The sequence below is a fragment of the Archangium lipolyticum genome (assembly GCF_024623785.1).
Classification (GTDB): domain Bacteria; phylum Myxococcota; class Myxococcia; order Myxococcales; family Myxococcaceae; genus Archangium; species Archangium lipolyticum.
This window is the reverse complement of the sequence record NZ_JANKBZ010000040.1, coordinates 69,424-92,332: the sequence shown is the minus strand read 5'-3', so window position 1 is coordinate 92,332 and position 22,909 is coordinate 69,424. Positions and strand designations below refer to the sequence as shown.

General features: G+C 68.8%; 18 protein-coding genes and 1 pseudogene. 9 read left to right on the top strand and 10 right to left on the bottom strand.

Annotated features, from left to right (window positions below; translation table 11 throughout):
* Positions 1-92: 92 nt before the first annotated feature.
* Positions 93-2,723: a sensor histidine kinase gene (locus tag NR810_RS46035; protein WP_257462048.1), complete on the top strand. Its 2,631-nt coding sequence runs from the start codon at positions 93-95 to the stop codon at positions 2,721-2,723.
* Complete coding sequence (locus tag NR810_RS46030; protein ID WP_257462047.1) at positions 2,720-3,856, top strand: aminotransferase class V-fold PLP-dependent enzyme; 1,137 nt, start codon at positions 2,720-2,722, stop codon at positions 3,854-3,856. The genes NR810_RS46035 and NR810_RS46030 overlap by 4 nt, the downstream gene beginning before the upstream one ends.
* Before the next feature lie 4 nt (positions 3,857-3,860).
* Here NR810_RS46030 and NR810_RS46025 read toward each other — a convergent pair whose 3' ends face one another.
* The 4 genes from NR810_RS46025 to NR810_RS46010 all read right to left on the bottom strand — a co-directional run bounded on the left by NR810_RS46025 (position 3,861) and on the right by NR810_RS46010 (position 8,273).
* Positions 3,861-4,808, bottom strand: coding sequence for a sterol desaturase family protein (locus NR810_RS46025; RefSeq protein ID WP_257462046.1), 948 nt, complete (start codon positions 4,806-4,808; stop codon positions 3,861-3,863).
* A 110-nt stretch (positions 4,809-4,918) separates the two neighbouring features.
* A complete protein-coding gene (locus NR810_RS46020; RefSeq protein WP_257462045.1) occupies positions 4,919-5,785 on the bottom strand; it encodes a DUF481 domain-containing protein in 867 nt (288 codons plus the stop codon).
* Positions 5,786-5,893: 108 nt separating this feature from the next.
* Positions 5,894-6,718, bottom strand: coding sequence for a hypothetical protein (locus NR810_RS46015; protein ID WP_257462044.1), 825 nt, complete (start codon positions 6,716-6,718; stop codon positions 5,894-5,896).
* A 91-nt stretch (positions 6,719-6,809) separates the two neighbouring features.
* Entirely contained in the window at positions 6,810-8,273 is a 1,464-nt protein-coding gene (locus tag NR810_RS46010) for an FAD-dependent oxidoreductase (RefSeq protein WP_257462043.1), read from the bottom strand.
* Between the two features lie 102 nt (positions 8,274-8,375).
* Here NR810_RS46010 and NR810_RS46005 point away from each other — a divergent pair, with 102 nt between their 5' ends.
* The gene (locus tag NR810_RS46005; RefSeq protein WP_257462042.1) at positions 8,376-9,185 is read left to right on the top strand and encodes an AraC family transcriptional regulator; all 810 of its coding nucleotides are present in this window, start codon (positions 8,376-8,378) and stop codon (positions 9,183-9,185) included.
* Between the two features lie 10 nt (positions 9,186-9,195).
* Complete coding sequence (locus NR810_RS46000; protein ID WP_257462041.1) at positions 9,196-9,837, top strand: GNAT family N-acetyltransferase; 642 nt, start codon at positions 9,196-9,198, stop codon at positions 9,835-9,837.
* Between the two features lie 47 nt (positions 9,838-9,884).
* On the opposite strand, the gene NR810_RS45995 is transcribed toward NR810_RS46000, so the two are convergent.
* Both NR810_RS45995 and NR810_RS45990 read right to left on the bottom strand, forming a co-directional pair.
* Entirely contained in the window at positions 9,885-11,498 is a 1,614-nt protein-coding gene (locus NR810_RS45995) for a Kelch repeat-containing protein (RefSeq protein WP_257462040.1), read from the bottom strand.
* Positions 11,495-13,459, bottom strand: coding sequence for a hypothetical protein (locus NR810_RS45990; protein WP_257462039.1), 1,965 nt, complete (start codon positions 13,457-13,459; stop codon positions 11,495-11,497). Before NR810_RS45990 ends, NR810_RS45995 begins: the two co-directional genes overlap by 4 nt.
* A 209-nt stretch (positions 13,460-13,668) precedes the next feature.
* Between NR810_RS45990 and NR810_RS45985 the strand changes: the two genes are divergently transcribed.
* Together NR810_RS45985 and NR810_RS45980 are read left to right on the top strand one after the other, a co-directional pair.
* Positions 13,669-14,262 carry a hypothetical protein gene (locus tag NR810_RS45985; protein WP_257462038.1) on the top strand — a complete coding sequence of 198 codons (594 nt, stop codon included), beginning with the start codon at positions 13,669-13,671 and terminating at the stop codon, positions 14,260-14,262.
* 11 nt (positions 14,263-14,273) lie between these two features.
* Positions 14,274-14,897 carry a TVP38/TMEM64 family protein gene (locus NR810_RS45980; RefSeq protein ID WP_257462037.1) on the top strand — a complete coding sequence of 208 codons (624 nt, stop codon included), beginning with the start codon at positions 14,274-14,276 and terminating at the stop codon, positions 14,895-14,897.
* Positions 14,898-15,124: 227 nt separating this feature from the next.
* Here NR810_RS45980 and glgC read toward each other — a convergent pair whose 3' ends face one another.
* From glgC to NR810_RS45955, 4 genes and pseudogenes are all read right to left on the bottom strand, one after another.
* Positions 15,125-16,375 (bottom strand): glucose-1-phosphate adenylyltransferase, encoded by a 1,251-nt coding sequence (gene glgC, locus NR810_RS45975; RefSeq protein WP_257462036.1) that lies wholly within the window; start codon positions 16,373-16,375, stop codon positions 15,125-15,127.
* Between the two features lie 136 nt (positions 16,376-16,511).
* Positions 16,512-17,078: an imm11 family protein gene (locus NR810_RS45970; RefSeq protein WP_257462034.1), complete on the bottom strand. Its 567-nt coding sequence runs from the start codon at positions 17,076-17,078 to the stop codon at positions 16,512-16,514.
* A gap of 21 nt (positions 17,079-17,099) precedes the next feature.
* Positions 17,100-18,426 (bottom strand): annotated as a pseudogene (locus NR810_RS53085) (AHH domain-containing protein).
* Positions 18,427-18,436: 10 nt separating this feature from the next.
* Positions 18,437-18,901 carry a hypothetical protein gene (locus NR810_RS45955; RefSeq protein WP_257462031.1) on the bottom strand — a complete coding sequence of 155 codons (465 nt, stop codon included), beginning with the start codon at positions 18,899-18,901 and terminating at the stop codon, positions 18,437-18,439.
* A gap of 269 nt (positions 18,902-19,170) precedes the next feature.
* Between NR810_RS45955 and NR810_RS45950 the strand changes: the two genes are divergently transcribed.
* From NR810_RS45950 to NR810_RS45940, 3 genes are all read left to right on the top strand, one after another.
* Complete coding sequence (locus NR810_RS45950; RefSeq protein ID WP_257462030.1) at positions 19,171-19,779, top strand: hypothetical protein; 609 nt, start codon at positions 19,171-19,173, stop codon at positions 19,777-19,779.
* 81 nt (positions 19,780-19,860) lie between these two features.
* Positions 19,861-21,498, top strand: a complete 1,638-nt coding sequence (gene pgm, locus NR810_RS45945) for a phosphoglucomutase (alpha-D-glucose-1,6-bisphosphate-dependent) (protein WP_257462028.1) — start codon at positions 19,861-19,863, stop codon at positions 21,496-21,498.
* Positions 21,499-21,569: 71 nt separating this feature from the next.
* Positions 21,570-22,892: a cytochrome P450 gene (locus tag NR810_RS45940; RefSeq protein ID WP_257462027.1), complete on the top strand. Its 1,323-nt coding sequence runs from the start codon at positions 21,570-21,572 to the stop codon at positions 22,890-22,892.
* Positions 22,893-22,909 lie beyond the last annotated feature (17 nt).

Genomic DNA, 22,909 nt, shown 5'->3' with positions numbered 1-22,909 from the left:
CGCTCCTCTGGATGCCCCGCCCCACGGGGCTGGAGGAAGGAAGGGCGGGGCGGTGTTGAACGGGTGGACTGAACTCCTGTCAGGGGATCCGGTTGAGCCAGACGCGGGAGCAGATGGGCCCATCCATGGAGCGGTTGCTGCGGCTTCATCGGGTGACGAGTGAGTTGTCGCGCGCCCTCACGCCCTCCGAGGTGGCCAGCGTCATCGTCCTGCTCGCCGGCCCCGCGCTGGGCGCGGCCGAGTGCTCCCTCCATCTGCTCGAGGAGCCTGGAGGGCCGCGGCTCGTCCAGATGGAGGGGCCGCCCTGGACGGACCTCGGGCCCTGGCGCACCGTGCCGCTGGACGCGCCACTGCCCATCGCCGAGGCGGGGCGGAGGAACGAGCCGGTCTGGGTCGGGTCGCGGGAGGCCCTCCAGCGCCGCTACCCCGTCATCGACCCCGTGCCGCTGAGCCGGCGGGCGTGGGCCTGCCTGCCGCTCGATGTGCCGGAGCAGGTGCTGGGAGTGCTGACGCTCGGCTTCGAGTGTGAGCAGGACTTCGCGCGGGAGGAGCAGGAGCTCGCCTGCTTCGTCTCGAGACAATGCGCCTCGGCGCTCGAGCGTGCCCGCCTCCATGCGCGCGAGCTGCGCGAGCTGCGCGAGCGGGCCGAGCGGGCCGAGCGGGCCCTGGCCGAGTCCGAGGCCCACCGGCGCCAACTGGAGCGGGAGCACCAGCGTCTCCAGGCCGTCCTCCAGCAGTTGCCCCAGGGCATCCTCCTCGCCGAGGCACCGAGTGGCCGGATGCTGATGGTCAATGAGCAGGTGGGGCGGATGCACCGGGGTCCCCTGCCCTCCGAGTGGTGGCCCGAGGAGTACACGGCCTCCACCGGGTTCCACCCGGACGGGCGGCCCTATCGCCCGGACGAGTGGCCCCTGGTGCGCGCCCTCACCCGCGGCGAGGTGGTGCGGGGCGAGGTGATGGACGTGCTGCGCGGGGATGGCTCGCGGATCTCCCTGGAGGTGAGCGCCGGGCCGGTGCGCGACGCCGAGGGACAGGTGACGGCCGCCGTGGCCATCCTGGAGGACATCTCCGAGCGCCTGCGCCTGGAGCGGGCCGTGCACGAGGGCGAGGCCGTGTTCCGCCGCATCATGGAGTCCGACATGATGGGGCTGGCCTTCTCGGGGAAGGCGGGCCTCATCCTGGAGGCCAATGAAGCCTTCCTGTCGCTCGTGGGCCATGACCGGGAGGAGGTGCGGCGGGGCCGGCTGCACTGGCGGGACCTGGTGCCACCCGAGGGCCGGGAGCTCGAGGATCGTGTGTTGCAAGAGCTGTGGACGCACGGGGTGTCCGCGACCTTCGAGGCGGAGATGCTGCGCGCGGATGGAAGCCGTGTCCCGGTGTTGACGGGCTCGGCGCGGGTGGCGGAGCAGGACCGCATCATCACCTTCGTGATGGAGCTGTCGGACCTCAAGCGCGCGGAAGGGGCCCTGCGCTTCCTCGCCATGACGGGCTACATCCTCGCCCAGACGCTGGAGGTCACCGACGCCATCCTCCAGCACGTGGCCTGTCTGGCGAGCCTCTCGGTGGCCTCCTGGTGCGTCATCGACCTGCTCACGCCCGAGGGCCCGTTGCGCCGCGCGGCCGTGGCCCACCAGGACTCCGAGCAGGAGGCGCGGTTGCGGAGGGACTGGCCGCTGCCCTCGCCGCGGGACTCCGGGGGCCCGTTGTGGGAGGTGATGGACTCGGGCGAGCCGATGCTCTTCCCGGACTTCGGTGCGGAGACGTGGCGGCACCTGTCCCAGGGCGTGGTGCCCGAGGGGGGCGTGGACGGCTGGGCGAGGTGCTCGGTGCTGGTGGTGCCGCTGCGCTCGCGCGAGCGGGCGCTGGGCCTCATCACCCTGGGCTCCTGCGTCCCGCGGCGGCGCCATGGCCCGGAGGACATCGCCGTGGGCCAGGAGCTGGCGCACCGCGTGGCGGCCACGTTGGAGCGCTCGCAGCTCTTCCAGGAGTCGCAGCGGGCCGTGCGGCTGCGCGACGAGTTCCTCGCGGTGGCCTCGCACGAGCTGAAGACGCCGCTGACGCCCCTGCGGTTGCAGCTGCAGGGCCTGCGGCGGGTGGTGGAGTCCCAGGCGGGACAGCCCGTGGCGCCCGAGCGCGTCCTCCGGGCCGTCCAGGGTTGCGAGGCCCAGGTGCGCAAGCTGGCGGGGCTGGTGAATGACCTGCTGGACGTGTCGAGGCTGGCGCAGGGCCGGCTCCCGCTGCACCTGGAGCAGGTGGATCTGGTGGCCGTCACCCGGGACGTCCTCGAGCAGTTCTCCGCCGAGGCCACGCGCGCGGGTTGCCGGGTGGTGCTCGAGGGCGGAGCGCCGGTGGTGGGCCAGTGGGACCGGCTGCGGCTGGAGCAGGTGGTGACGAACCTGCTCACCAATGCCCTCAAGTACGGAGCGGGCCGGCCCGTCCTCGTGCGCGTCGGGTGGGCGGAGGGCGGGGCGAGGCTGGTGGTGCGCGACGAGGGCATCGGCATCGCGCCGGAGCACCGCGGCCGCATCTTCGGCAAGTTCGAGCGCGCCGTGTCCGAGCGTCATTACGGCGGGCTGGGCCTGGGGCTCCACATCACGCGGCAGATCGTCCAGGCGCTCGGGGGCGCCATCCTCGTGGAGAGCGAGGTGGGCCGGGGTTCCACCTTCACGGTGGAGTTGCCGCTGGGCGCCGAGGACTCGCGCGCTATGCTCGCGCATCCATGACTCTCTCCTCCCAGCGCCACCTCTTCGACCTGCCCGATGACGTCACGTGGATCAACTGCGCGTACATGTCTCCGCAACTGCGCTCGGTGAGCGATGCGGGGCAGCAGGCGGTGCTGCGCAAGGCGCGGCCGTGGAACGTGCGGCCCGAGGACTTCTTCACGGACTCGGAGACGCTGCGGAATCTCTTCGCGGAGCTGCTGGGGGCGGACGCGGACGGCGTGGCGCTGGTGCCCTCGGCGAGCTACGGGCTGGCGGTGGCGGCGGCGAACGTGCCGGTGCGGGTGGGCCAGCGGTTGCTGGTGCTGGCCGAGGAGTTCCCCTCCAACGTGTACCCATGGCGCGAGCTGGCGGAGCGCGCGGGGGCCCAGGTGGTGGGCGTGCGCAGGCCCGAGGATGGGGACTGGACGCGCGCGCTGCTGGAGGAGCTGGACGAGCGCACGGCGCTGGTGGCGGTGCCGCACTGCCACTGGACGGACGGGGGGCTGGTGGACCTGGCGCGAGTGGGGGAGCGGGCGCGCGAGGTGGGGGCGGCGCTGGCGGTGGATGCGACACAGTCGCTCGGGGCGCTGCCGCTGGACGTGGCGGAGGTGCGGCCGGACTTCCTGGTGGCGGCGGGCTACAAGTGGCTGATGGGGCCCTACAGCCAGGGCTACCTCTACGTGGCGCCGAAGTACCGCGAGGGCCGGCCCATCGAGCACAACTGGCTGATGCGCGGGGGGAGTGAGGACTTCTCCCGGCTGGTGGACTACCGGGACGACTTCCAGCCGGGCGCGAGGCGCTTCGACGTGGGCGAGCGCAGCAACTTCGTGCTGGTGCCCATGGCCCTGGCGGCGTTGCGGCAGCTGCTCGCGTGGGGCGTGCACGACACGCAGGAGACGCTGCGTGGGCTGACGGAGCGGGTGGCGAAGGGAGCCCGGGCGCTCGGGCTGGAGGTGCCGCCCGAGTCTCTGCGGGCGGGACACCTCATCGGCCTCAAGCGGCCTGGCGGCTACGCACCGGACGTGGCGACGAAGCTCGCGGCGCGCAAGGTGTACGTGAGCGTGCGCGGGGACAGCATCCGCGTGTCTCCGCACCTCTACAACACGGCGGAGGACGTGGACCGGCTGCTCGAGGCGCTCGCTCCGCTCGTGTGAGCGGTCACGCCTGGACGGCGGCGGCTTCCCGCCCGGTCTCGTGGGCCGGGAGCACGGGGGCCACGGTCCGCTTCTCGGCCGCGGCCTTGCGCCGCATGTCCTCGGTGGTCTCGCTGTTGCCGTCCGGCCGCCAGCCGGGCGGCGCGAAGAAGTAGCCCCACACCTCGCGAAAGCTGCGGGCGCTCGCCACATCGCGCAGGAACGGGCCGAACTGGTGGAAGACGATCTTGAGGGGGTTGTTCGTCGTCAGCGGGTGCACCAGGCCGTACCGGCAGGGCAGGTCGTCGCGCTCGGGGATGTACGTGCCGAAGAGCCGATCGAAGATGACGAGCACGCCACCGTAGTTGGCGTCCAGGTACTCGAGGTTGGCCGCGTGGTGGACGCGATGCGCCGACGGAGTGTTGAGGATGCCCTCGAGCCAGCCCAGCTTCGGCGCCCAGTCCGCGTGGATCCAGAACTGATAGGTGAGGTTCAGCGCGTACCCGGCGAGGATGGTCTCCGGCTTGAAACCCAGGAGGGCCAGTGGGGTGAAGATGACGTAGGCGCCCGTGATCTGCGACGTCCAGGCGAGCCGGCCCGCGGCGACGAAGTTGATCTCATTCGTCGAGTGATGCACCGCGTGCGAGAGCCAGAACCACCGCAGGCGATGCCCGAGCCGGTGATACCAGTAGTAGAAGAACTCGATACCGAAGAACAGGGCCACCCACGACCAGACGCCATGAGCTGAGGCGTCGAAGAGCCGATGCTCGTAGAGCCACTGGGCGCCCGGAAGCGTGATGGCGATCGGCACGACCTTGGTGATCTGCCGTCCCACACTCACCACGAAGGTGGCGAGGGCGGAACGCCAGACGTAGGGACGCTTGAGGATGAACCTGTAGGCAAGGATTTCCAGGACGATCGCCCCGAGGGATGCGCTGGCCAGGATGATGCCCAGTGGGCCCAAGTCGTTCATGAGGAGCCTCGCGCGGCGGTGGTGGTGCTCACGCACGCGGTGATGAAGAGCGGGGCCCTTATAGCACAATCAGGGCCGCCCGTCACGGTCGCGGGGCGGTCCTCGAAAACTCAGAAACGGGCATCCAGGCGGAGCACCAGCGCCGTGTCGGTCTTGATGGGAGCGGCCGGTGCGCTGTCGTACTCGAGAACGAAGGTGGTGCTGAGGGCCAGCGACTCCGTCAACCCGGAGGACAGCCGCGCGGTGTTGCGCACCAGCAAGCGGTTGTCGCCGAGGAGGTTGGGCATGGCTTCCAACTCCTCGAGCAGCCATACGTTCTTGGAGAAGCCCCACCGGAAGGCGCCCGCCAGGCGCGGCCCGAGGAAGTTCACGTCGTTCAGGTCCGGATCTCCGTCCTGCAGCTCGGGATAGTATTGGTAACGCGCCTCGCGGATGTAGCGCATGCCCACGTCCGTCTCCAAGCGCAGCCGGGTGTAGTCTTCCTCCAACCGCTCGAGCCAGACATAGCCCGCGCCGGCCTCGCCGCTGGTCCTCAACTGCACGCTCCTGACGCGGTCGATGTCGCCCCCGGTCAGCAGGTACACGGAGAGGCGTGGCGTCAGGTCCCGGTCGCCGCGGAGCTGGAGGCCGAGCCGCTCGGCCACCACCGAGGAGGGGACCGAGGTGTCACCCGCCGGACGCGCCCGGCCATAGGCCCCCTCGAGCCGCAGGCCCACCGCCCATGGGCTCCAACTGCGCCTGGCCTCCACCAGTCCGGTCAGGGTGAAGGATTCCGAGTTGCCGGTGAACCACGAGAAGCCAGCGCCCGCCGTGCCCTCCCACCGCCCGGCCGGAGCCTCCTCGCTGGAGAGCTCCGCCTGTTCCTCCGTGCCGGTGGAGTCCGAGGTCGGCGGCTCCTGGGCCGCCATCAGGGAGTCATTCGAGACTGGGGACGGATCTTGGGCCGCCAGGGCCAGCGAGAGGACGAAGGAAAGCATTGTCACCTCTGGATTCGGTTGATCGCAGAAGTGGGCATGGATTCCATTGCCCAGCAGCCCCCCGGAGGGATTGGCTCGCAGTGCGCCGGCCAACGCACCCGGATTGCTTCAGTGTTTCCCGAATCCCTCGCAGTGACCGGCTTTCATGGGAAACCCGTGCCACGCCCACTGACCGCCCTGGTTCAGCGCCAGGATGTCTGGCTCGGAGAATCGCAGGCAGAAACGCGCCTCCAACGGCGTCTTCGTCGTGGTGCGGTGCGCGGTGAGCGTCACCTCGTAATTTCCTGTCTCGAATTCCCAGCCCTTCGCGACGAACAGGCCTATCGGTGACTGCGGCTGGCTTTGGCTGACGATGAGGGGAGTGGGGTCCGCCAGGAACTTCCACGTCAGGTCGTGCTGCTCCGAGTCATAGACCCATTCGCCCGTCTCGTCCCAGACGAACACCGTCCCCTGATTCGCGGGCTGACCCACGCGCTCCACCTTCAGCTCCATCCCGGAGATGACCTCGAGCTGCTCCGTCTTGCTGGTGGTGGAGAAGGTGGGTTGCAGATAGAGCCACACCTCCTCCGGCCCCTGGGCGATGCGCACCAGGTGGGGAAGGGACAGGCGAACGGGCGGCCGCTGGTTCAGCGTGACGAAGTTGTGGAGCGACAGGACGAGTGCCACCGCGGCGCCAAGGGTCTGGATCCACTGGTGCGGCCCCTTGCTCGATCGCTCTGGTGTGGGTGTGGCTTTCCCGGCTCCCGGCTTTTCCTCAGTGGCCGGCAGCGGGGGCTCCGGAGTCCGGCCCTCCGGTTTCGCCTTGCCCCGAGTGAAGAAGTGGTGGAGCGACAGGACGAGTGCCACCGCGGCTCCGAGGAGCTGAGGCCACCGGTGCGGCCCCTTGCGCGAGCGCTCCGCGGTGGAGGCGTGCGTGTCATCGGTGGAGGCCATGGACGAGCGTCAAACTAACGGCACTCGCCGTGGGGGACACATGTCCGCCGGGCGCGGAGGAGTGTCCCTTCCCAGACGTGTCTCCGAGCCCTCACCGGGCCCAGGCCTGGCCCACGTGCCCATCCGGCCGGAGCAGGAGGGCGCTCAGCCCGCGGAGCTCCTCGCGGTCGTCTCCCACTCGCGCCTGAACGACGTTCGTCCAGCGCATCCACCTCGGGTCGAGCTGGAGGGAGGGGCCGCTTCCTTCTCGCAGCCGCAACAACAGCCACCTGCCGTCATGCATGTAGGAATAGAGTTTCCTCGTGGCTCCATCGGGCAACTTCAGCTCCAGGTCGGGGAGCCGCTTGCCGGTCAGTGCCTTCACGGGTTCGCCCTCGCACCGCGAGGCCGGCAGCTCCAGCTCCGGATAGCGTACGTCCATGGCGCCGATGCGCTCCGCCAGGGAGTGATTCAGGACGGGGTTCTTCAGGAGCTCCGACATCAGCTCGCGCAGGGCGAGGCCGGACGGGGTGAAGGACATGAGCGCCGTCTGGGCCTCCGTGTTGCGCAGGAGCGCGTGGCCCACCGGGTGGCGCTCGCGGTGATAGCTCTCGAGCAGCGACGGCGGCGCCTGGTCGCGCAGCACACCGGCGAGCTTCCAGCCGAGGTTCATGGCGTCCTGCAGGCCGACATTGAGGCCCTGCCCGCCAGCGGGGAAGTGGATGTGAGCCGCATCCCCGGCGAGCAGGACCCGGCCGGACATGTAGGATTTGGCGAGCCGTGTCTCGTTGCCGAACCGTGACAGCCATTGCGGCTCCTTCATCCCGAAGTCGGTGCCAGCGATGGCCGTGGCGCTCCGCTTCAGCTCGTCGAGCGTGACGCTCTCCTTGAGCGAGGCCCGCATGCGCTCGGGGTCGGTGACGAGCACCCGGTGGATGCCGGGGGCGAGCGGGACGATCATGAGGCCGCCCCGGAGGTTGGTGACGCTGAAGGCGGGCGTCGAGGGAGGCTCCGCGAGCACCACGTCGCCCAGCATGGCGGTGATCGAGGTGTCCGTTCCCTCGAATTCGATACCCGCGAGCTGCCGGACGATGCTGCGCGCACCATCCGCGCCCACCACATAGCGCGCGCGGCAGCGGAAGGATTCGCTCCCGGCGACGCCCGCGAGGCCCACACCGTCGGCATCCTGCTGGAGCTCCCGCACCTCATGGCCACGCCGCACGTCCACGCCGAGCTCGTGGGCCCGCTCCTCGAGCAGTTGCTCGGTGACGATCTGCGAGATGAACAGGGTGTACTTGAAGGTCGTGTCGAGCGTCGAGAAGTCGAGCCGCGTGTCCAGCATGCTGAAGTGGCCGGTGGGCAGCGGTCTGCCACGCTCCAGGAAGCGCCCCTCCCATCCGCGCAGCGCCAGGACCTCGAGGGAGCGCGGATGGAGCGTCAACGCGCGCGCCTGCCGGACCGGCTCTTCGCGGCGCTCGAGCACCCTCACGGAGATGCCCGCCAGGGCCAGCTCGCACGCGAGCATCAACCCGGTCGGCCCTCCGCCAACGACCACGACATCAATCACATCCTTCATGATGGAAACTCCAGGGCAATGATTGTTCGACCATCACCCTAGGGGCGCGTGCGCCTGGCGTGGTAACGTCATCCAGCCAGAAAATAACGAGAATCCGCCAACATGCCGCGAAAGCTCCCCATCGCCGCCATCGAGCGCCCGGACGAGCCGGTGCTCATCGCCATTCCCATCCACTCGGGCGGGGAGCCGGAGACGGCCCGGCACCGCCATGCGCGGGGACAGCTGTTCTCCATCGGCAGCGGGCTGATGGTGGTGCATACCGAGCGTGGCAACTGGCTCATGCCGCCGGGGATGGCCGGTTGGATTCCTCCCGGCACGTGGCACTCGGCGCACTGGCACGGTCCGACGCGCGGCTGGAGCGTCTATGTCGCGGCCCCGGTCTGTGAACGGCTGCCCGGGGAAGCCCGTGTGGTGAGGATGTCCCGGGTGCTGGAGGCCATCGTCGAGCGCGCCACGGAGTGGGAGCCCGGTGCGCCGCTCGGTCCGGCCGAGGCCCGCCTGGCGGCGGTGGCGATCGACGAGCTCCAGGTGGCGGAGGAGGAACAGGCGCTGCGCCTGCCCATGCCGAGGGAGCGGCGGCTCGCCGCCATCGCCCGGGCGCTGCTCGCGGACCCGGCCGATGCGAGGGGCGTGGGCGCGCTGGCCGCCTGGGCTGGCATCAGCGAGCGGTCCCTGACGCGCCACTTCAAACAGGAGACGGGGATGACCTTCGTGCGGTGGCGGCAGCAGGCGAAGGTGGCGCGAGCCCTGGAGCTGCTGTCGGAAGGAGAGGCGGTCGGGGACGTGGCCTTCTCCCTGGGCTACGAGAGCGTGAGTGCGTTCATCGCCATGTTCAAGCGTTTCCTCGGTACGACTCCGGCCCGGTGCCTGGAGGGGCGTGGCCCGGAGGCGAGGATCCGCCGCTTCGTGTAGAAACGGCCGCATGAGCACTCCCGCCACGACGGCCGTCACGAATCCTCCCTACACCCTTCGAACGCCCCGGCTCCTGCTGCGCTGCATGGGACCGGACGATGCCGCGCGCCGCAAGGAGGCGGTGGACTCCAGTGGGTCACACCTGGATGGCTTCTTCGCGCCCACCCCCCAGGAGCCCATGTCGCTGGATGCCCATGCCGCGCAGCTCCGGAAGTTCCGCGCGGGTTTCGATCTGGATCAGGACCGGGGTTATGGAGTCTTCGAGCCGGAGACCGGGAAGTTCCTGGGGGAGGTCAGTCTGCTCCGGCGCGCGGGCTTGGGGGCGCTCGAGATTGGCTATTGGCTGCGGCGCGATGTGGTGGGCCAGGGCTTCGCCACGGAGATGGCCTCGGCGGCGGTGAAGACCGCCTTCGAGCTCGACCGGGTATTGCGCATGGACCTGATGTGCAAGCCGGAGAACGAGCGGAGCGCGGCGGTGGCGCGCCGGCTGGGGTTCACGTTCGAGGGGCGGCTGCGAGACAGGCAGCTCGCGCCGCACCACGATCGGGGGGACCTGCTGTGCTTCACCCTGCTGGCCGCCGAGTACCCGAAGTCTCCGGCGAGCCAGCTTCCGCTCGAGGCATTCGACTTCCTCGGGCGGCGGCTCGCCTGAGACCCGGGCCGTTCACTTCGATGCGGATGGAGGATGTCCGCTCGTGGCTACCGCGCCGGAGGGTGCAACTCGACGAGCTGACCGGGCTGCCGGGTCAGGGTGACCTCGTAGAGCATGTTCGAGGCACAGCTCGGGCCCTGGGCGCCGTAGCTGGCGGTGGCGGCGATGCCTCCGAAGACCCAGCCAATGCGGCCGGATGCCGGAAGGCCGCCGTAGTCGAGCACTCCGTTGCGCACGGCCGCACCCAACGCGTCGTCCGGGATGAAGATTCCTCCGGTGCCGCCCAGGGTGGCTGGCGTGCTCCCGCATCGGGGCTGGGCATCGGCGGGTGGGAAGGTGAGCTCCGGATGCAGGTACTGCTGGGTCCGCCGCTGCCCGTCCGCGTAGCTCACCCGTAGCGTCGACACGCTGTTGATGAAGGGCAGCCCATCGACGCCCCCGGGCAGGTTGCCCGGGTCATGCTTCAGTCCCGTCCCGTCCCAGGAGTAGTACGAGATGCCTCCTACCAGCGTGGTGTACATGGTCCGCGACGCCGCATCGAAGATGGGGATGGCGGGGCAGGCATAGTGGTTGAGGAGCTGCTCGGCGGAAGTGTCCACGTCCAGGGTGATGCCACCATCAGTGGTGTCGGGGCTGATGTAGACGGGGTTGAGATAGCCCTCCATCCGGCCACCCTTGAACACGCCGCTGTAGGCGGTGATGCGCAGGTCCCCGGTCCCCGTGCGCGTCGGCCCCACCGTGAGGTCTCTGCGGTGGTAGGGGCCCTCGGGGTCCTGTTGTCCCGAGGGCACGTTGGGGGTCTGCCCCAGGAACTGCACCGCGAGCGTCGCCTTGCCATTCTGGCTGCCCGGGGTGAAGCGGAACATGCGGACGGACTCGGTGTACGTCTGCGTGGCCAGCGAGCCGCTGGAGGTGTACTCGCCATTGAAGGTATGGCCGAACACCAGGAGCTGAAGGCCGCCCAGTGAGACCAGCTCCCCTCCCGTGACCTGGAGGGCCAGGTTGTCGGCGATGCCGACGTTCTGGCTGGCCCAGGCCGTGTCGAGCTTCGCCTGGGGATCCAGCACCGCCTGGATGAGCGCGTCGAGACCGACCGAGGTGGCGTAGGCCTGCGTCACCATCGACGTGCCAGCGGGGTTCTGTCCGTAACCGCCGGCGATGATGAAATGGCCGTTCAACACCAGGCTCTGCGGATTGGTGGCGCGCCACTGGGTGCGGATCTTCGCGGGCAGGGCATCCGTGGACTTGCTGCCCAACACCTTGCCGGCCGCCAGGTCGATCACCCAGACGCTCGCGTTGGCTTGCGAGGGTGGAAAGGCCGGCCGCGTCTTCACCTGTTGAGAGTTGAGCGGGAAGTTGTGCATCCCGTTGGCACGGCCGCCGATGACGACGAGCTTGCCCTCGTGGACGGCGTACGCCGCCGAGTGCACACCGGTGAAGCCCTCGAGCAGGTGACCGGTGAAGGCCAACGAGTAGGGCACCGGGGCCGGTGGCGCGGCCTGGGGGGTTCCGGCGTCGGCGGTTCCGGCGTCCTCGGGACCGGTGGTGGGCGTCGTCGTCGCTGGCACTTCCGAGGGTGTCACCTGGGGCCGCGGACAGCCGACGGCCAGCAGCGCGAGCACCCACAGCATGCGCATTCCCTTGGGCTTCCAGGTGTTCATGTCACGTTCCTCCCCACGGTGTTCGAAGGGGACTGCTGGGACCTCAGCCACTGGAGGAGCATCGAGACTCGCGACGGGGACAGGTCCCGGGTGACGGGCATGTACATGGGGTGCAGCCGATCCGCCCCCAGGTGTACGAGCATCCCGGGAAGGTTGGAGCGCACGGTGGCCTCGTCTCCGATGTCGAAGCGTCCCTTCATGCCCGGGTACATGCGGGCGTATTCGCCGAGGAGGGGACCCACGTCGTCCTTCCAGGTCGGGTTGGCGGGAGCCTGGAACGCGCGCCACAGCAGGACGCTGAGCAGCGGGTTGTCTTCATCCGGGTTGGGGCCCGCGTCGCCCAGCGGGAGGCTGGGCATGATGTAATAGACGAGGCTGTCCAGCTCGGCGCGCATCGTGGGGATGGAGATGGACTGGGAGGTGCTGGTGCTCACCTCGAGCACGAGCGTTCCCGGCTCGGGACCCTGCTGCTGTCTGAGCACGAGGTCATTGCCCGCGGGCACGATGCTGGGCATCCAGACGGTCTGTCCGTCCTGTTGGACCTGGGACCACCAGAACTTGTAGGCGGTGAAGCTCACGTCGATCGTGGTGGGCTTCCCCCATTGGAGGGTGCGCACCGTCGTCTCCGCGCCCGTGCCCTGCTCGATGCGCATCGACACGGTGTCGATGTCGCCGGAGATGCCGTCGTCCGCCTCGCGCAGCACGGGCTGCCCGTTGAGCATCACCACCACGGGCGCCTGGCTGATGGCATCCAGCTCGGCCGGGGTGAGCGGAATCGAGTACACCTGCGAGCCCGGCCAGAGCTTGCAATCCTTGACCGCGCGCGCCTCGTCGCTGGCATCGATCAGCCCCTCCCCCGGAGTGATGGCTCCCTTCTGGAAGGGGACGAACTCCGTCTGGCCGCCAGCGAACCCGGCGGTGGCGACCAGGTCATCCTTGGTGCGCGAGCCGAGCCGGGTGATGGGCTTGAGCGCTCCGAACGTGAGGACCGCGTCGGGAGAGGCGGGGCTGCCATCCGAGAGCGGATAGGGGTTGCCCTGGGGGTCCTTCGGGGCGTTGGGATCCACTCGCGTGGAGAGGGGTACACAGCCTCCGAGATCGCAGCTCAGCATGCCGGAGCCGTCGGAGGCCCTGCTCACCCGGAACCCTACCGGCTTGTACGGGGAGCTCGTCTGTGACATCAGCTTGCGGGCGGGGGCCCAGCGCGAGGGCTCGCCTTGCGCCAGGGGCCCGAAGGTGCCCTGCACGCGGCCGTAGCAGAAGACATCGCCCTGGAAGAGCTGGAAGACGGGTTGGTTGCGGTGCAGGTCCACCGTCAGCTTCAGCGCGATGCCGTGGGCGCATGCCGCACGGAAGGACTCGTAGACGGGGGAGCCGTTCCCGTCGAGCCACCGCACCTGACCCGGGCCGAGGGCCGTGGTTCCGGTTACCGTACGGGCCGCGGTGGCCCACGCGCCAGCGGCGCCCCACGAGCTGCGCGCGGTCGGGATGACGCTGTTCAGGTTGCGCAGCTGGGGCGGATCGAACCAGGCGATGAAGCCACCGCCGCCCGGCAGGTTCACGGCGATGATGAGTCCGTAGACCTCCGAACGGGCCTGCATGTCCGGATCGAGATCCACGAGCTTGGGGAAGCTGGCCGTTACGCCTTCTCCCAAGAAGGGATTGTCGGGACTGAAGGTGATGACGCTCACGCCCACGAGCGAATCCTTCGTGGGGTCGGTGATGGAGCTCCAATCGGAGGCGACCACGGAGTTGATGCGACAGCCCTGGAAGTAGAGCTGGGCGAGCCCCGTCGGATTCCAACCCGAGGGACCATTGGTCGGCGGCTCCGAGATGTAGACGCCGTTGGGGTTCGTGAGGGGAACGGAAGGCGTGTAGCTCGGGGTGTAGTTGTTGATGGTGCTGGGCCCGGCGAAGAAGGCGCCTCCGAAGTGGATGCGCGGCGGATCGAAATAGCTCATCGACTTCCCCCCTTGAAACATCGGCATCTCAACGCATGACGTGAACGGATGCGATGTGAAGATGAAGGAATCTCTATCACTCGTGACGCGCGGTGGGACCCCTCGCTCCGCCCTATGCCGTTTCATTTCAGACAATAGATTGTATTTGACGGGAGGCCGGCCACCCATTCCCATTGGAATGAGGCCGGAACCCCCAGGACGGAGTGTAGATGATTGCCATTTCCAGATACATGCGACCCGCGGTCCCGGCCCTGCTCGTCCTGATGGGAGGAATGGCCAGGGCCGAGGATACCCTCGGCGTCGATGCCACTGTTCGAGGCGCTCCGCCGCGCAACTACGGCAACCTGCGCATCGGTGCGTCCACCTCGAGCCAACGCCCTTCGCTGTGTCTCGAGTTGTCTCCCCTGGAAATGCTCTCCATCGAGGGGTGTGGAACGGGCTCGGGTTTCCTGCACCATGACCCGGAGCCGGAGATCGCCCACTTCCGTTCGTGGCTGAAGCTGACGTCCTGGAAGACGGAGCTGGGCTGGTTGCAGCCCCGCATCGGCGCCGGTATCGCGGAGCTTCAGGTGGGGCAGGACGGCGCCGGCTTCTCCTTCTCGGGAGTGGGGCCCACCGGCGTGGAGACGGCGGGGCCCGAGGTGGGGGCCTCGCTGCGCCTCCTGGTGCCCCTGGTGGGAGGAACCGAGCTGGTGGGCGAGGTGGGGATGAGCGCCGCCTGGTTCCGCCATGCGCCCCAGCTCGTCAAACCCCAGTCCTCCTTCCAGCCGAGCGCGAGCTTCTCGCTGGGCGTTGGCTTTTGAGGCAGGACGCAGTGCGGGGCTGGGGGGTGTTCTGTGGCCTGTTGCTGGCCGCCATCCTGGTGCCCTTCGCCCTCTTCGGTGACGGGCTGGAGGCGGCCACCCGGCGGCTCCTGGCGGACGCCCCGTCCCCGTGGCGGTGCGCGCTCCTGCTGGGCGGGCTGCTCGCGAGCGACATCGTGCTGCCGGTGCCCTCCAGCCTCGTCAGTACCGCCGCGGGCGCCATGCTGGGCTTCTGGCGTGGCCTGGCCACCTCCTGGGTGGGGATGATGGTGAGCTGCCAGGTGGGCTACGTCCTCGGCGCGCGGGCCGGCGGCACCACCCTGCGGCGCGTGGCGGGCGAGGCCGAGCTGGCCCGGGTGGCTCGGGCCTCCGAGCGCCACGGCCACTGGTTCCTCCTGCTGTTCCGCGGGGTGCCGGTGCTGGCGGAGGCCTCCGTCGTCTTCGCGGGCCTCGGCCGCATGCCTCCGCGCCGCTTCCTCTCCGTCTGCGCCCTGTCCAACCTGGGCTGCTCCGCCTCCTATGCGGCCCTGGGCGCCTTGGCCATGGAGACGGGCTCGTTCCTCCTGCTCTTCACCGGCATGGTGCTCCTCCCCGCGCTCGCGCTCGCGCTGGTGCGCGGGACACGGGGAGGCTGAGCCGCGTCACGGGCCCTGTCCCCCTCCGCGACGCCCTCGATCCGGTTGCCCGGGGCGAGTGCCACGCGGCGAAAGCGGGCGCGAGGCCGAGCTCGCGCAGCCGCTGCTCGAGCCACCTCGCGGGCGAGCGTGCACCCCCCCAGGAGCGCCACCACGGCCAGGAACCTCCTCGTCCCACGTGACCGCTCGTGCATGGCTCGCTCCGTGCGGGGGGCCCCGCTCCACCCTCAATCGAACTTGTAGCCCTTGGGCACCACGACGATGCCGTTGTCGGTGACGGTGAAGCCGCGCGCCTTGTCGGCCGCCAGGTCGAAGCCAATCTTCGCGTTGGGCGGCACGCGCACGTCCTTGTCGATGATGGCGTTGCGCACCTGGGCGTGCCGGCCGATGTCCACCTCGTCCAGGATGACGGAGCGCTCCACCAGCGAGTACGAGTTCACCCGGACGCGGCGGAAGAGGATGCTCTCGCGCACCGTGCCGCCCGAGATGATGCAGCCTCCGGCCACCATGGAGTTGAGGGCCCGTCCCATGCGCTCGCCCGCCTCGTGGACGAACTTGGCTGGCGGGCTGTACTCGACCGCGCTGCGCAGCGGCCACTCCGGGTTGAAGACGTCGAACTCCGGGTTGACGGACACCAGGTCCATCGAGGCCTCGTGGTACGCGTCCAGCGTCCCCACATCCCGCCAGTAGGTGTTGGCCCGCGTCTGGCCGGGGATGGGGTTGGTCTGAAAGTCATACGCCTGGATGTGGTAGCCATCGCGCAGCGCGCGCGGCAGCACGTCCTTGCCGAAGTCGTGCTGCGAGCCCTCGGTGCGCGCGTCCACCTCCAGCAGCTCGCTGAGCACGCGGCGCTTGAAGATGTAGTTGCCCATGCTGCACAGGGCCATGCCCGGCTTGCCCGGCATCGACTTGGGGTCCTTGGGCTTCTCCTGGAACTCGACGATGCGGCCGCGCTCGTCCACCTGCATCACGCCGAAGCGCGAGGCCTCCGCCAGCGGCGTGGGGTAGGCCGCGATGGTGATGTCGGCGCGCTGGGACTCGTGCTGCTCCAGCATGTGCGCGACGTTCATCTTGTAGATGTGGTCACCCGAGAAGATGGCCACGTTGTCGGCGCGGTGGTTCTCCACCAGGTGGAGGTTCTGGTAGATGGCGTCGGCGGTGCCGCGGTACCAGACGGGCCCCAGCTCCTCGTAGCGGTACATCTGCGCCGGCACGAGCGTGATGAAGTAGTCGGCCAGCAGGCCCGAGCCGAAGCGCCAGCCGCGCTGGATGTGCTCGGTGAGCGACTGCGCCTTGAACTGCGTCAGGACGTAGATGGAGTAGACGCCCGAGTTGAGGAAGTTGCTCAGGGCGAAGTCGATGATGCGGAACTTCGACCCGAACGGCACGGCGGGCTTGGAGCGCTTGGACGTCAGCGGAGCCAGGCGCGTGCCCTGGCCCCCCGCGAGAATCATTCCGAGGATGCGCTTGCTGTTCATTTGGAAAACCCCCACATGAACCCAGTATAGGGAGCGTTCCGGGAAAGGCGCGGTTTTGAACGAATCCCCCCGGGAATCCGGCGCGGGCGCGTCCGGACGGGGTGGAAGCCGGGGGAACGTGTTGAGGACTGAACTCTCAGGCCTCGATGAACCGCGCGCCGGTGAGTCCCTCGCGCTCCAGGGCCGCCTTCAGCTCCTCGGAGACGATGAGGGCCACACGCCATCCCCAGGGACGGAAGATTTGGGCTCCACCTACTCGGGCGGGGTCCACCTTCAGGCCATGGACGGCCCGGTACTCGCCCACCTTGTCCGGACGGCCGTCCTCGGGCTTCCAGTACTGCACCTCCTCGCACCGGGCGTCGTCGATGCAGGGGATGATGCGCAGTGCGTTGAGGATGAAGTAGGGCCCCGGGTGTCCCTCCACCCGGGCGGGGATGAACTGCACTTCCTGTAGGAGGCCCAACTGCTCGAAGACCTGGACGAAGCGGCCGTGAACCACGGGGATGCTGAGGCCGGCCCAGGTGAAGTCCAGGGGCGGGCCCGCGAGCTGGAGGGGAAAGTGGGGCACGCAGCCCAGGTCGAGCCTCTTCCCCTTCTCGAATTGCCAGGGGTTGAGCTGCCGTCCCTGCTCGTCCTGGATGAGTCCCAGGTGCCATCGCGGGCGGGTGCTCCTGTCGTCCACCAGGTCAAAGAACCTGCTCATGCTCTCACCCTCGGCTCCACCCTAGTTCTTCGTGGCCAGCCGGTGCAGCAGGGACCCGGGAGTACAAATCTCGCGCGCGATCCTCTCGAGCTCCGCCACCAGCAGGCGTCGGCATTGCATCGGGGTTTGACAGTCCTCGAGAGCGGCCTTGAGCCTCCGGTAGACCTCCCTGTGGTACTCCTCCGGGTGGGGGCCGATGTGGCCGTGGAGGTAGACGAGGTTCTCCACTGCGTCCAGGTCCATTCCCGCCTGCGCGAAGAGAATCTTGAACAAGGGCGTCCAGGGTCCACCGTGGAGGGTCGAGGTGTCGTTCTTGTCGGTGGCGAGGTGGTGCCACTGGTATCCCTCTTTTTTCTCGGTGCCATCGGTGCACGCGCTTCCGAGGGCCGCGGCCGCCGTCCCCACCGCCGCACCGGTCACGACCAGGGTGCCATCCGCCACGATGTGGACCGTCGTCGAGCTCCCCATCGTCAGCCCGCCAGCCATGGCGTTACCGGGGTGACTCCAGCCCCAGCAGACTCCAGATGCCCCCCTTGGGCACCTGGGGCAGCCCCTTGCCCAGCCCCATGCTCGCTACCAGCACCAGCACGCGCAGCGCCGTCCCACCCATCGCCTTGCCAAAGCGCTCCGCGGCTGCCTCCAACTCCGCCGCCGTCCTCGCCGCAGCGGCTTCCTGGTAGAGCTGGAGGCAGGTCCATGCCACCCGGCCGAGCTCCAGCACTCCCACCGCCAGTGCCAGCCGTACCGTCAATGCCGCCGCGAAGGCCTTGGAGAAGATGGGCTCGGGCAGCAGCCATGCCGAGAAATACAGGGCCACCGAGAGGGCCACACCGGCCAGGAAGGCGGGCGAGCTGAACAACTCCCGGGCCGCCTCGCGGGCGCCCGCGCCCATGTAGCGAGGGGAGAGCTTCAATGCCAGGACGAGGGGGCTCTCCTCCAACGAGTCCGGTAGGGGAATCCGGGGCGGGCCGTACCGCGAGAGGTACTCCTCCCTCATCTGTCGCTCCCACTCGGCGGGCGTGCGCTCCGTCTTGCCCTCGGCGGTCGATGCCAGGAGGAGTTGGAATCGGGGCTTCGCCGCTGCCGCTGGTGGGAGGGACTCATGAAAGGCCGCGAGCAACGCGCGGGCCTTCGCCACTTCGAGCACTTCCAGGGCCGGGTCTCGTGCCTCCGGTCCGAAGAACAGCTTCAGCTGGCCTCCGGGCAGCTCGCTGACGTCCACTCTTTTCGGTGCCACTCGCGGGCGTGTGCCGTCGGGCACTCCCTTTCGGGTGGTTGCGCATGAGGTGGGTAGGACGAGGCTCAATGCCACGATGACGCGTAGCAACACCAGGTGGGTTCTTCTCATGTCCAGGCACTCACCCGGCCTCGGCCTGTGCGTGAGCCAGCCCGAAGCGATGCTGGACGCGCCTGGCCACCTCGGGATGGCCCAGGTCCTCCAACTTGCAGGCCACCCACGCCGCCGCATGGTCCAGGCGGTTGAAGACGATGTACGGGTAGCTCGGCCGGTTCTGGTGCATCACGATGCTGAGCGTCAGCCTCGTGAGGGCCGAGTCGAGCGCGTAGACCACTCCGAGCATCCTGTCGCGCCGGAGCTCCTCGTTCTGCGCCATCCACTCGAGCTGCCTCTGGCGGTGTGGCAGCGGCAGCATTCCACTGTTCATCCCATCCACGAACAGCAGGTGGGCCCCTCTCTCGAGGCACGCCATCCGCCTCTCCAGGTGCGCCTCGAAGTCCTCCATGCACGGCGAGCCCATGCACCGGATGACGACCAGGGGCCAGAGCGAATCATCCACGGTGATGGCGGCGGGCGGAGGAAGCATTCCTGTGAAAAGCGTGAATACACGAAATAACAGGTGTGTAGGAAATTTTCGAGGAAAGTGCTCGGGAGCCGCGTCGGGTTCGGGCGGATGGTTTGACGTCGAAGCGACACCCGAGGTCAGGCAACCACCCTCGTGAGGCCACCTCGAAGAGCAGCCAGCCAGAGCAGCGCTCCCTGCCGAGTGGAACCCTGCTGAACACGTTCCCGGCCAGCAACGGCAGTCCTCAAAGCAGTCACGGTCCTTATCACTCGAGAAAGGGAGACACACTCATGAACCGGACGAAGCTGATTCTGGCGGGTCTCATCGCTGGCGCGATGGCCTTCGGCACCGCGTGCAAGTCGGACAAGGCCGCCGAGCGCACGGAGCCCACCGAGTCGACGACGGGCACCACCGGCACCACCACCGACGACACCACCAATCAGGGCGGCACCACGCCCGGCAGCACCAACCCGGGGGGCACGGGTGGCGCCGGTGACATCGACTCCGACATGGGGGGCACGACCGGGGACGACCTCGGTGGCTCGGGTATCACCCCCGATGACAATCTCGGAGGTTCGGGCACCCTGAACCCCGAGAACCAGGGCACCGGTGGCACCGGTGATACGGGTCTGGGCGATGACATGACCCAGGATGACAACGAGGACGTGCTCGTCCCGGACAGCGGCGCGGGTGGCGCCGGAACCGGTGGAACGGGCACGGGCACGACCCCTGACACGGGCACCCAGGGCCAGAAGTCCAAGGACAAGAGCAAGAGCGGCACTGGCACCACGGGCGGCACCGGTGGCTCCGGCTACGAGGAGGACGACTCCCGCTTCCAGCAGGACCAGGAGCTCGGGGGCGACAAGTTCCCCTCCGATGATGTCGCTCCCAAGCAGTAGCACCCGAGGGGCGTAAACGAGGAGACACATCCTCGAAAACGGGAGCATTCACGAGGGGGCGCGCGGCGTTAGATTCGCCGCGTGCCCCATCCTCTTGCTGGCAAGCCCCCTCCCGATTCCATCCTCATCCACCCCGACACGCTGCGCTCGCAGTACTACTCGGAGCGCCCGGACGTGCGCGAACCCGAGCAGCGCGTGGCCTTCGGTACCTCCGGACACCGGGGCTCCGCCGCACGCCGCAGCTTCAACGAGGCGCACATCCTCGCGGTGACGCAGGCCACGTGCGAGTACCGCAAGAAGGAAGGCATCGACGGCCCGCTCTTCCTCGGCATGGACACGCATGCGCTGTCCGAGCCCGCCCAGCGCTCGGCGCTCGAGGTGCTCGCCGCCAACGGTGTGCAGGTGCGCTTCACCGACGGGGCCACGCCCACCCCCGTCATCTCGCACGCCATCCTCATCTACAACCGCGGCCGCACGCAGGGGCTGGCCGATGGCATCGTCATCACGCCCTCGCACAACCCGCCCGAGGACGGTGGCATCAAGTACAACCCGCCCAACGGCGGCCCCGCCGACACGGGCATCACGTCGTGGATAGAGAAGCGCGCCAATGAGTTGCTCGGCGCGGGCAACGCGGGCGTCCAGCGCATGCCCTACGAGAAGGCTCGCACCGCCTCCCACGTGAAGACCCATGACTTCATCACCCCGTACGTCGAGGACCTCGGCAACGTGGTGGACCTGGAGGCCATGCGCGGGGCGAAGCTGTCCATCGGCGCCGACCCCCTGGGCGGCTCGAACCTCGCCTACTGGGAGCCCATCGCCGCGCGCTACGGCCTGTCCATCCAGGTGGTGAACAAGACGGTGGACCCGACCTTCCGCTTCATGCGCGTGGACCACGACGGCAAGATTCGCATGGACTGCTCGTCGCCCTACGCCATGGCCGGCCTGGTCGAGCTCAAGGACCGCTACGACATCGCCTTCGGCAACGACACGGACTCGGACCGGCACGGCATCGTCACCCGCAGCGTGGGTCTGATGAACCCCAACCATTACCTGTCCGTCGCCATCCACTACCTGTTCCAGAACCGCCCCGGCTGGAAGCCCGGTACGGCCGTGGGCAAGACGCTGGTGAGCAGCAGCATGATCGACCGCGTGGCGAAGGCGATCGGCCTGCGCGTGGTCGAGGTGCCCGTGGGCTTCAAGTGGTTCGTGGACGGGCTGCTGGAGGGGTCGCTCGGCTTCGGTGGCGAGGAGAGCGCGGGCGCCTCGTTCCTGCGCCGTGATGGCACCGTCTGGTCCACCGACAAGGACGGCATCATCCTCGACCTGCTGGCGGTCGAAATCCTGGCGCGCACGGGGAAGGACCCGGGGGTGCACTACCAGGAGCTGGCGAAGCAGTTCGGCGCGCCGCTGTACACGCGCATCGACCAGGCGGCGACTCCGGCGCAGAAGTCGGCGCTCAAGAAGCTGTCGCCCGACGCGGTGCGCGCCACCACGCTCGCGGGCGAGCCCATCACCCAACGTCTCACGCGCGCTCCTGGGAACAACGCGGAGATCGGCGGGCTCAAGGTGGTGGCGGAGAACGGCTGGTTCGCCGCGCGGCCCTCGGGCACCGAGGACGTCTACAAAATCTACGCGGAGAGCTTCCGGGACGCGAAGCACCTGGAGGCCATCGTGGACGAGGCGCGGCAGATCGTCAGCGACGCCTTCTCGCGCGGCTGAGTCCCCGGGCGGGGGATTCACGGGGGGCGGCTGGACCTGGAGGGCTCGCCCTTCGTAGCCTCGGGGCAACCATGCCGCTTCCCCCCCTCATGGGCAGACAACTGCCCGTCATCGGCCACTTCCCCTACATTCATGGCATTGGAGCCGACTCGTTCGGCTTCTTCCTGGATGGGTACCGCCAGCACGGCCGTATCTTCGCGGTGCGGGACACGTTCAACACGTTCGCGGTGCTGCTCGGGCCCGAGGCCAACCGCTTCGTGCTGGAGCGCGAGACGCCGCACCTGTCGTGGGGAGCGGCCTACGGCGCGGAGGGCTCGCGCGTCATGGGCCCCACGGCGATGGCCCTGCAGGATGGCGAGGAGCACCGGCGCCGGCGCGCGCCGATGATGTCCTCGTTCCGGCACCAGAACATCGCGGCCTTCTGCGACACCATGGTGGAGCTGGCGCGCTCGCAGACGGGGACTTGGAAGGAGGGCCAGCCGTTCGACTTCGTCGGCGAGGTGAGCGAGCTGACGTTCCGGGTGGCCTGCGCATTCCTGCTCGGGGTGCAGGTGGGGGAGGACTACCCGCGCTTCCGCGACATCTACAAGAAGATGTTCCGCCCGGTGGGGCTGGCGTTGCAGGCGGCGGGGCTGCCGTACATGCAGCGCTACCGCGACCAGCTGGGGCGGCTGTCCGCGAGCTGGATCGCCGACCGGCGAGCCCACCCGCGCGAGGACATCATCAGCCGGCTGTTGGAGGCGGGGCTGGAGGACAAGGACGTGATGGCGCAGGTGTTGATGCTGATGTTCGCCGGGCATGACACGACGAAGCTGTCGCTGTCGTGGACGCTGGCGACGCTGCATCAGCATCCGGAGTACCTGAAGCGGGTGCTGGCCGAGCAGGAGGAGGTGCTGGGAGACGGTGCCATCACGGCGGAGTCGATGAAGAGTCTGCCAGTGCTGGAGCGGGCCATCCGCGAGGCCAACCGGCTCTACCCGCCGGTGTCCCTGGCGCGGCGCGGGGTGCTGGAGGAGTTCGAGCTGGGGGGCTACACGGTGCCCAAGGGCTGGAAGGTGATGTACCTGCCGCGGGTGTCGCACCAGTTACCGGACGTGTTCAAGGAGCCGGAGCGGTACGACCCGGACCGGTTCGCGCCGCCGCGCGAGGAGCACAAGCAGCCGTATGCGATGGTGGAGTTCGGGGGCGGCTACCGCACGTGCATCGGCAAGGAGCTGGCGCTGTTCGAGGCCAAGGTGGTGCTCTCGTACCTGTTGAGGACGTTCACCTTCGAGCTGGTGCCGGGGCAGAGAATCGAGGCGGCGAACTCGGGGGCGATGACGAGCCCGAAGAATGGGGTGAAGGTCATCGCGAAGAGAACGGGCCGCCGGGTGCCGATGGAGAAGGCCGCGTAACCGAGGGTATCGAGTCC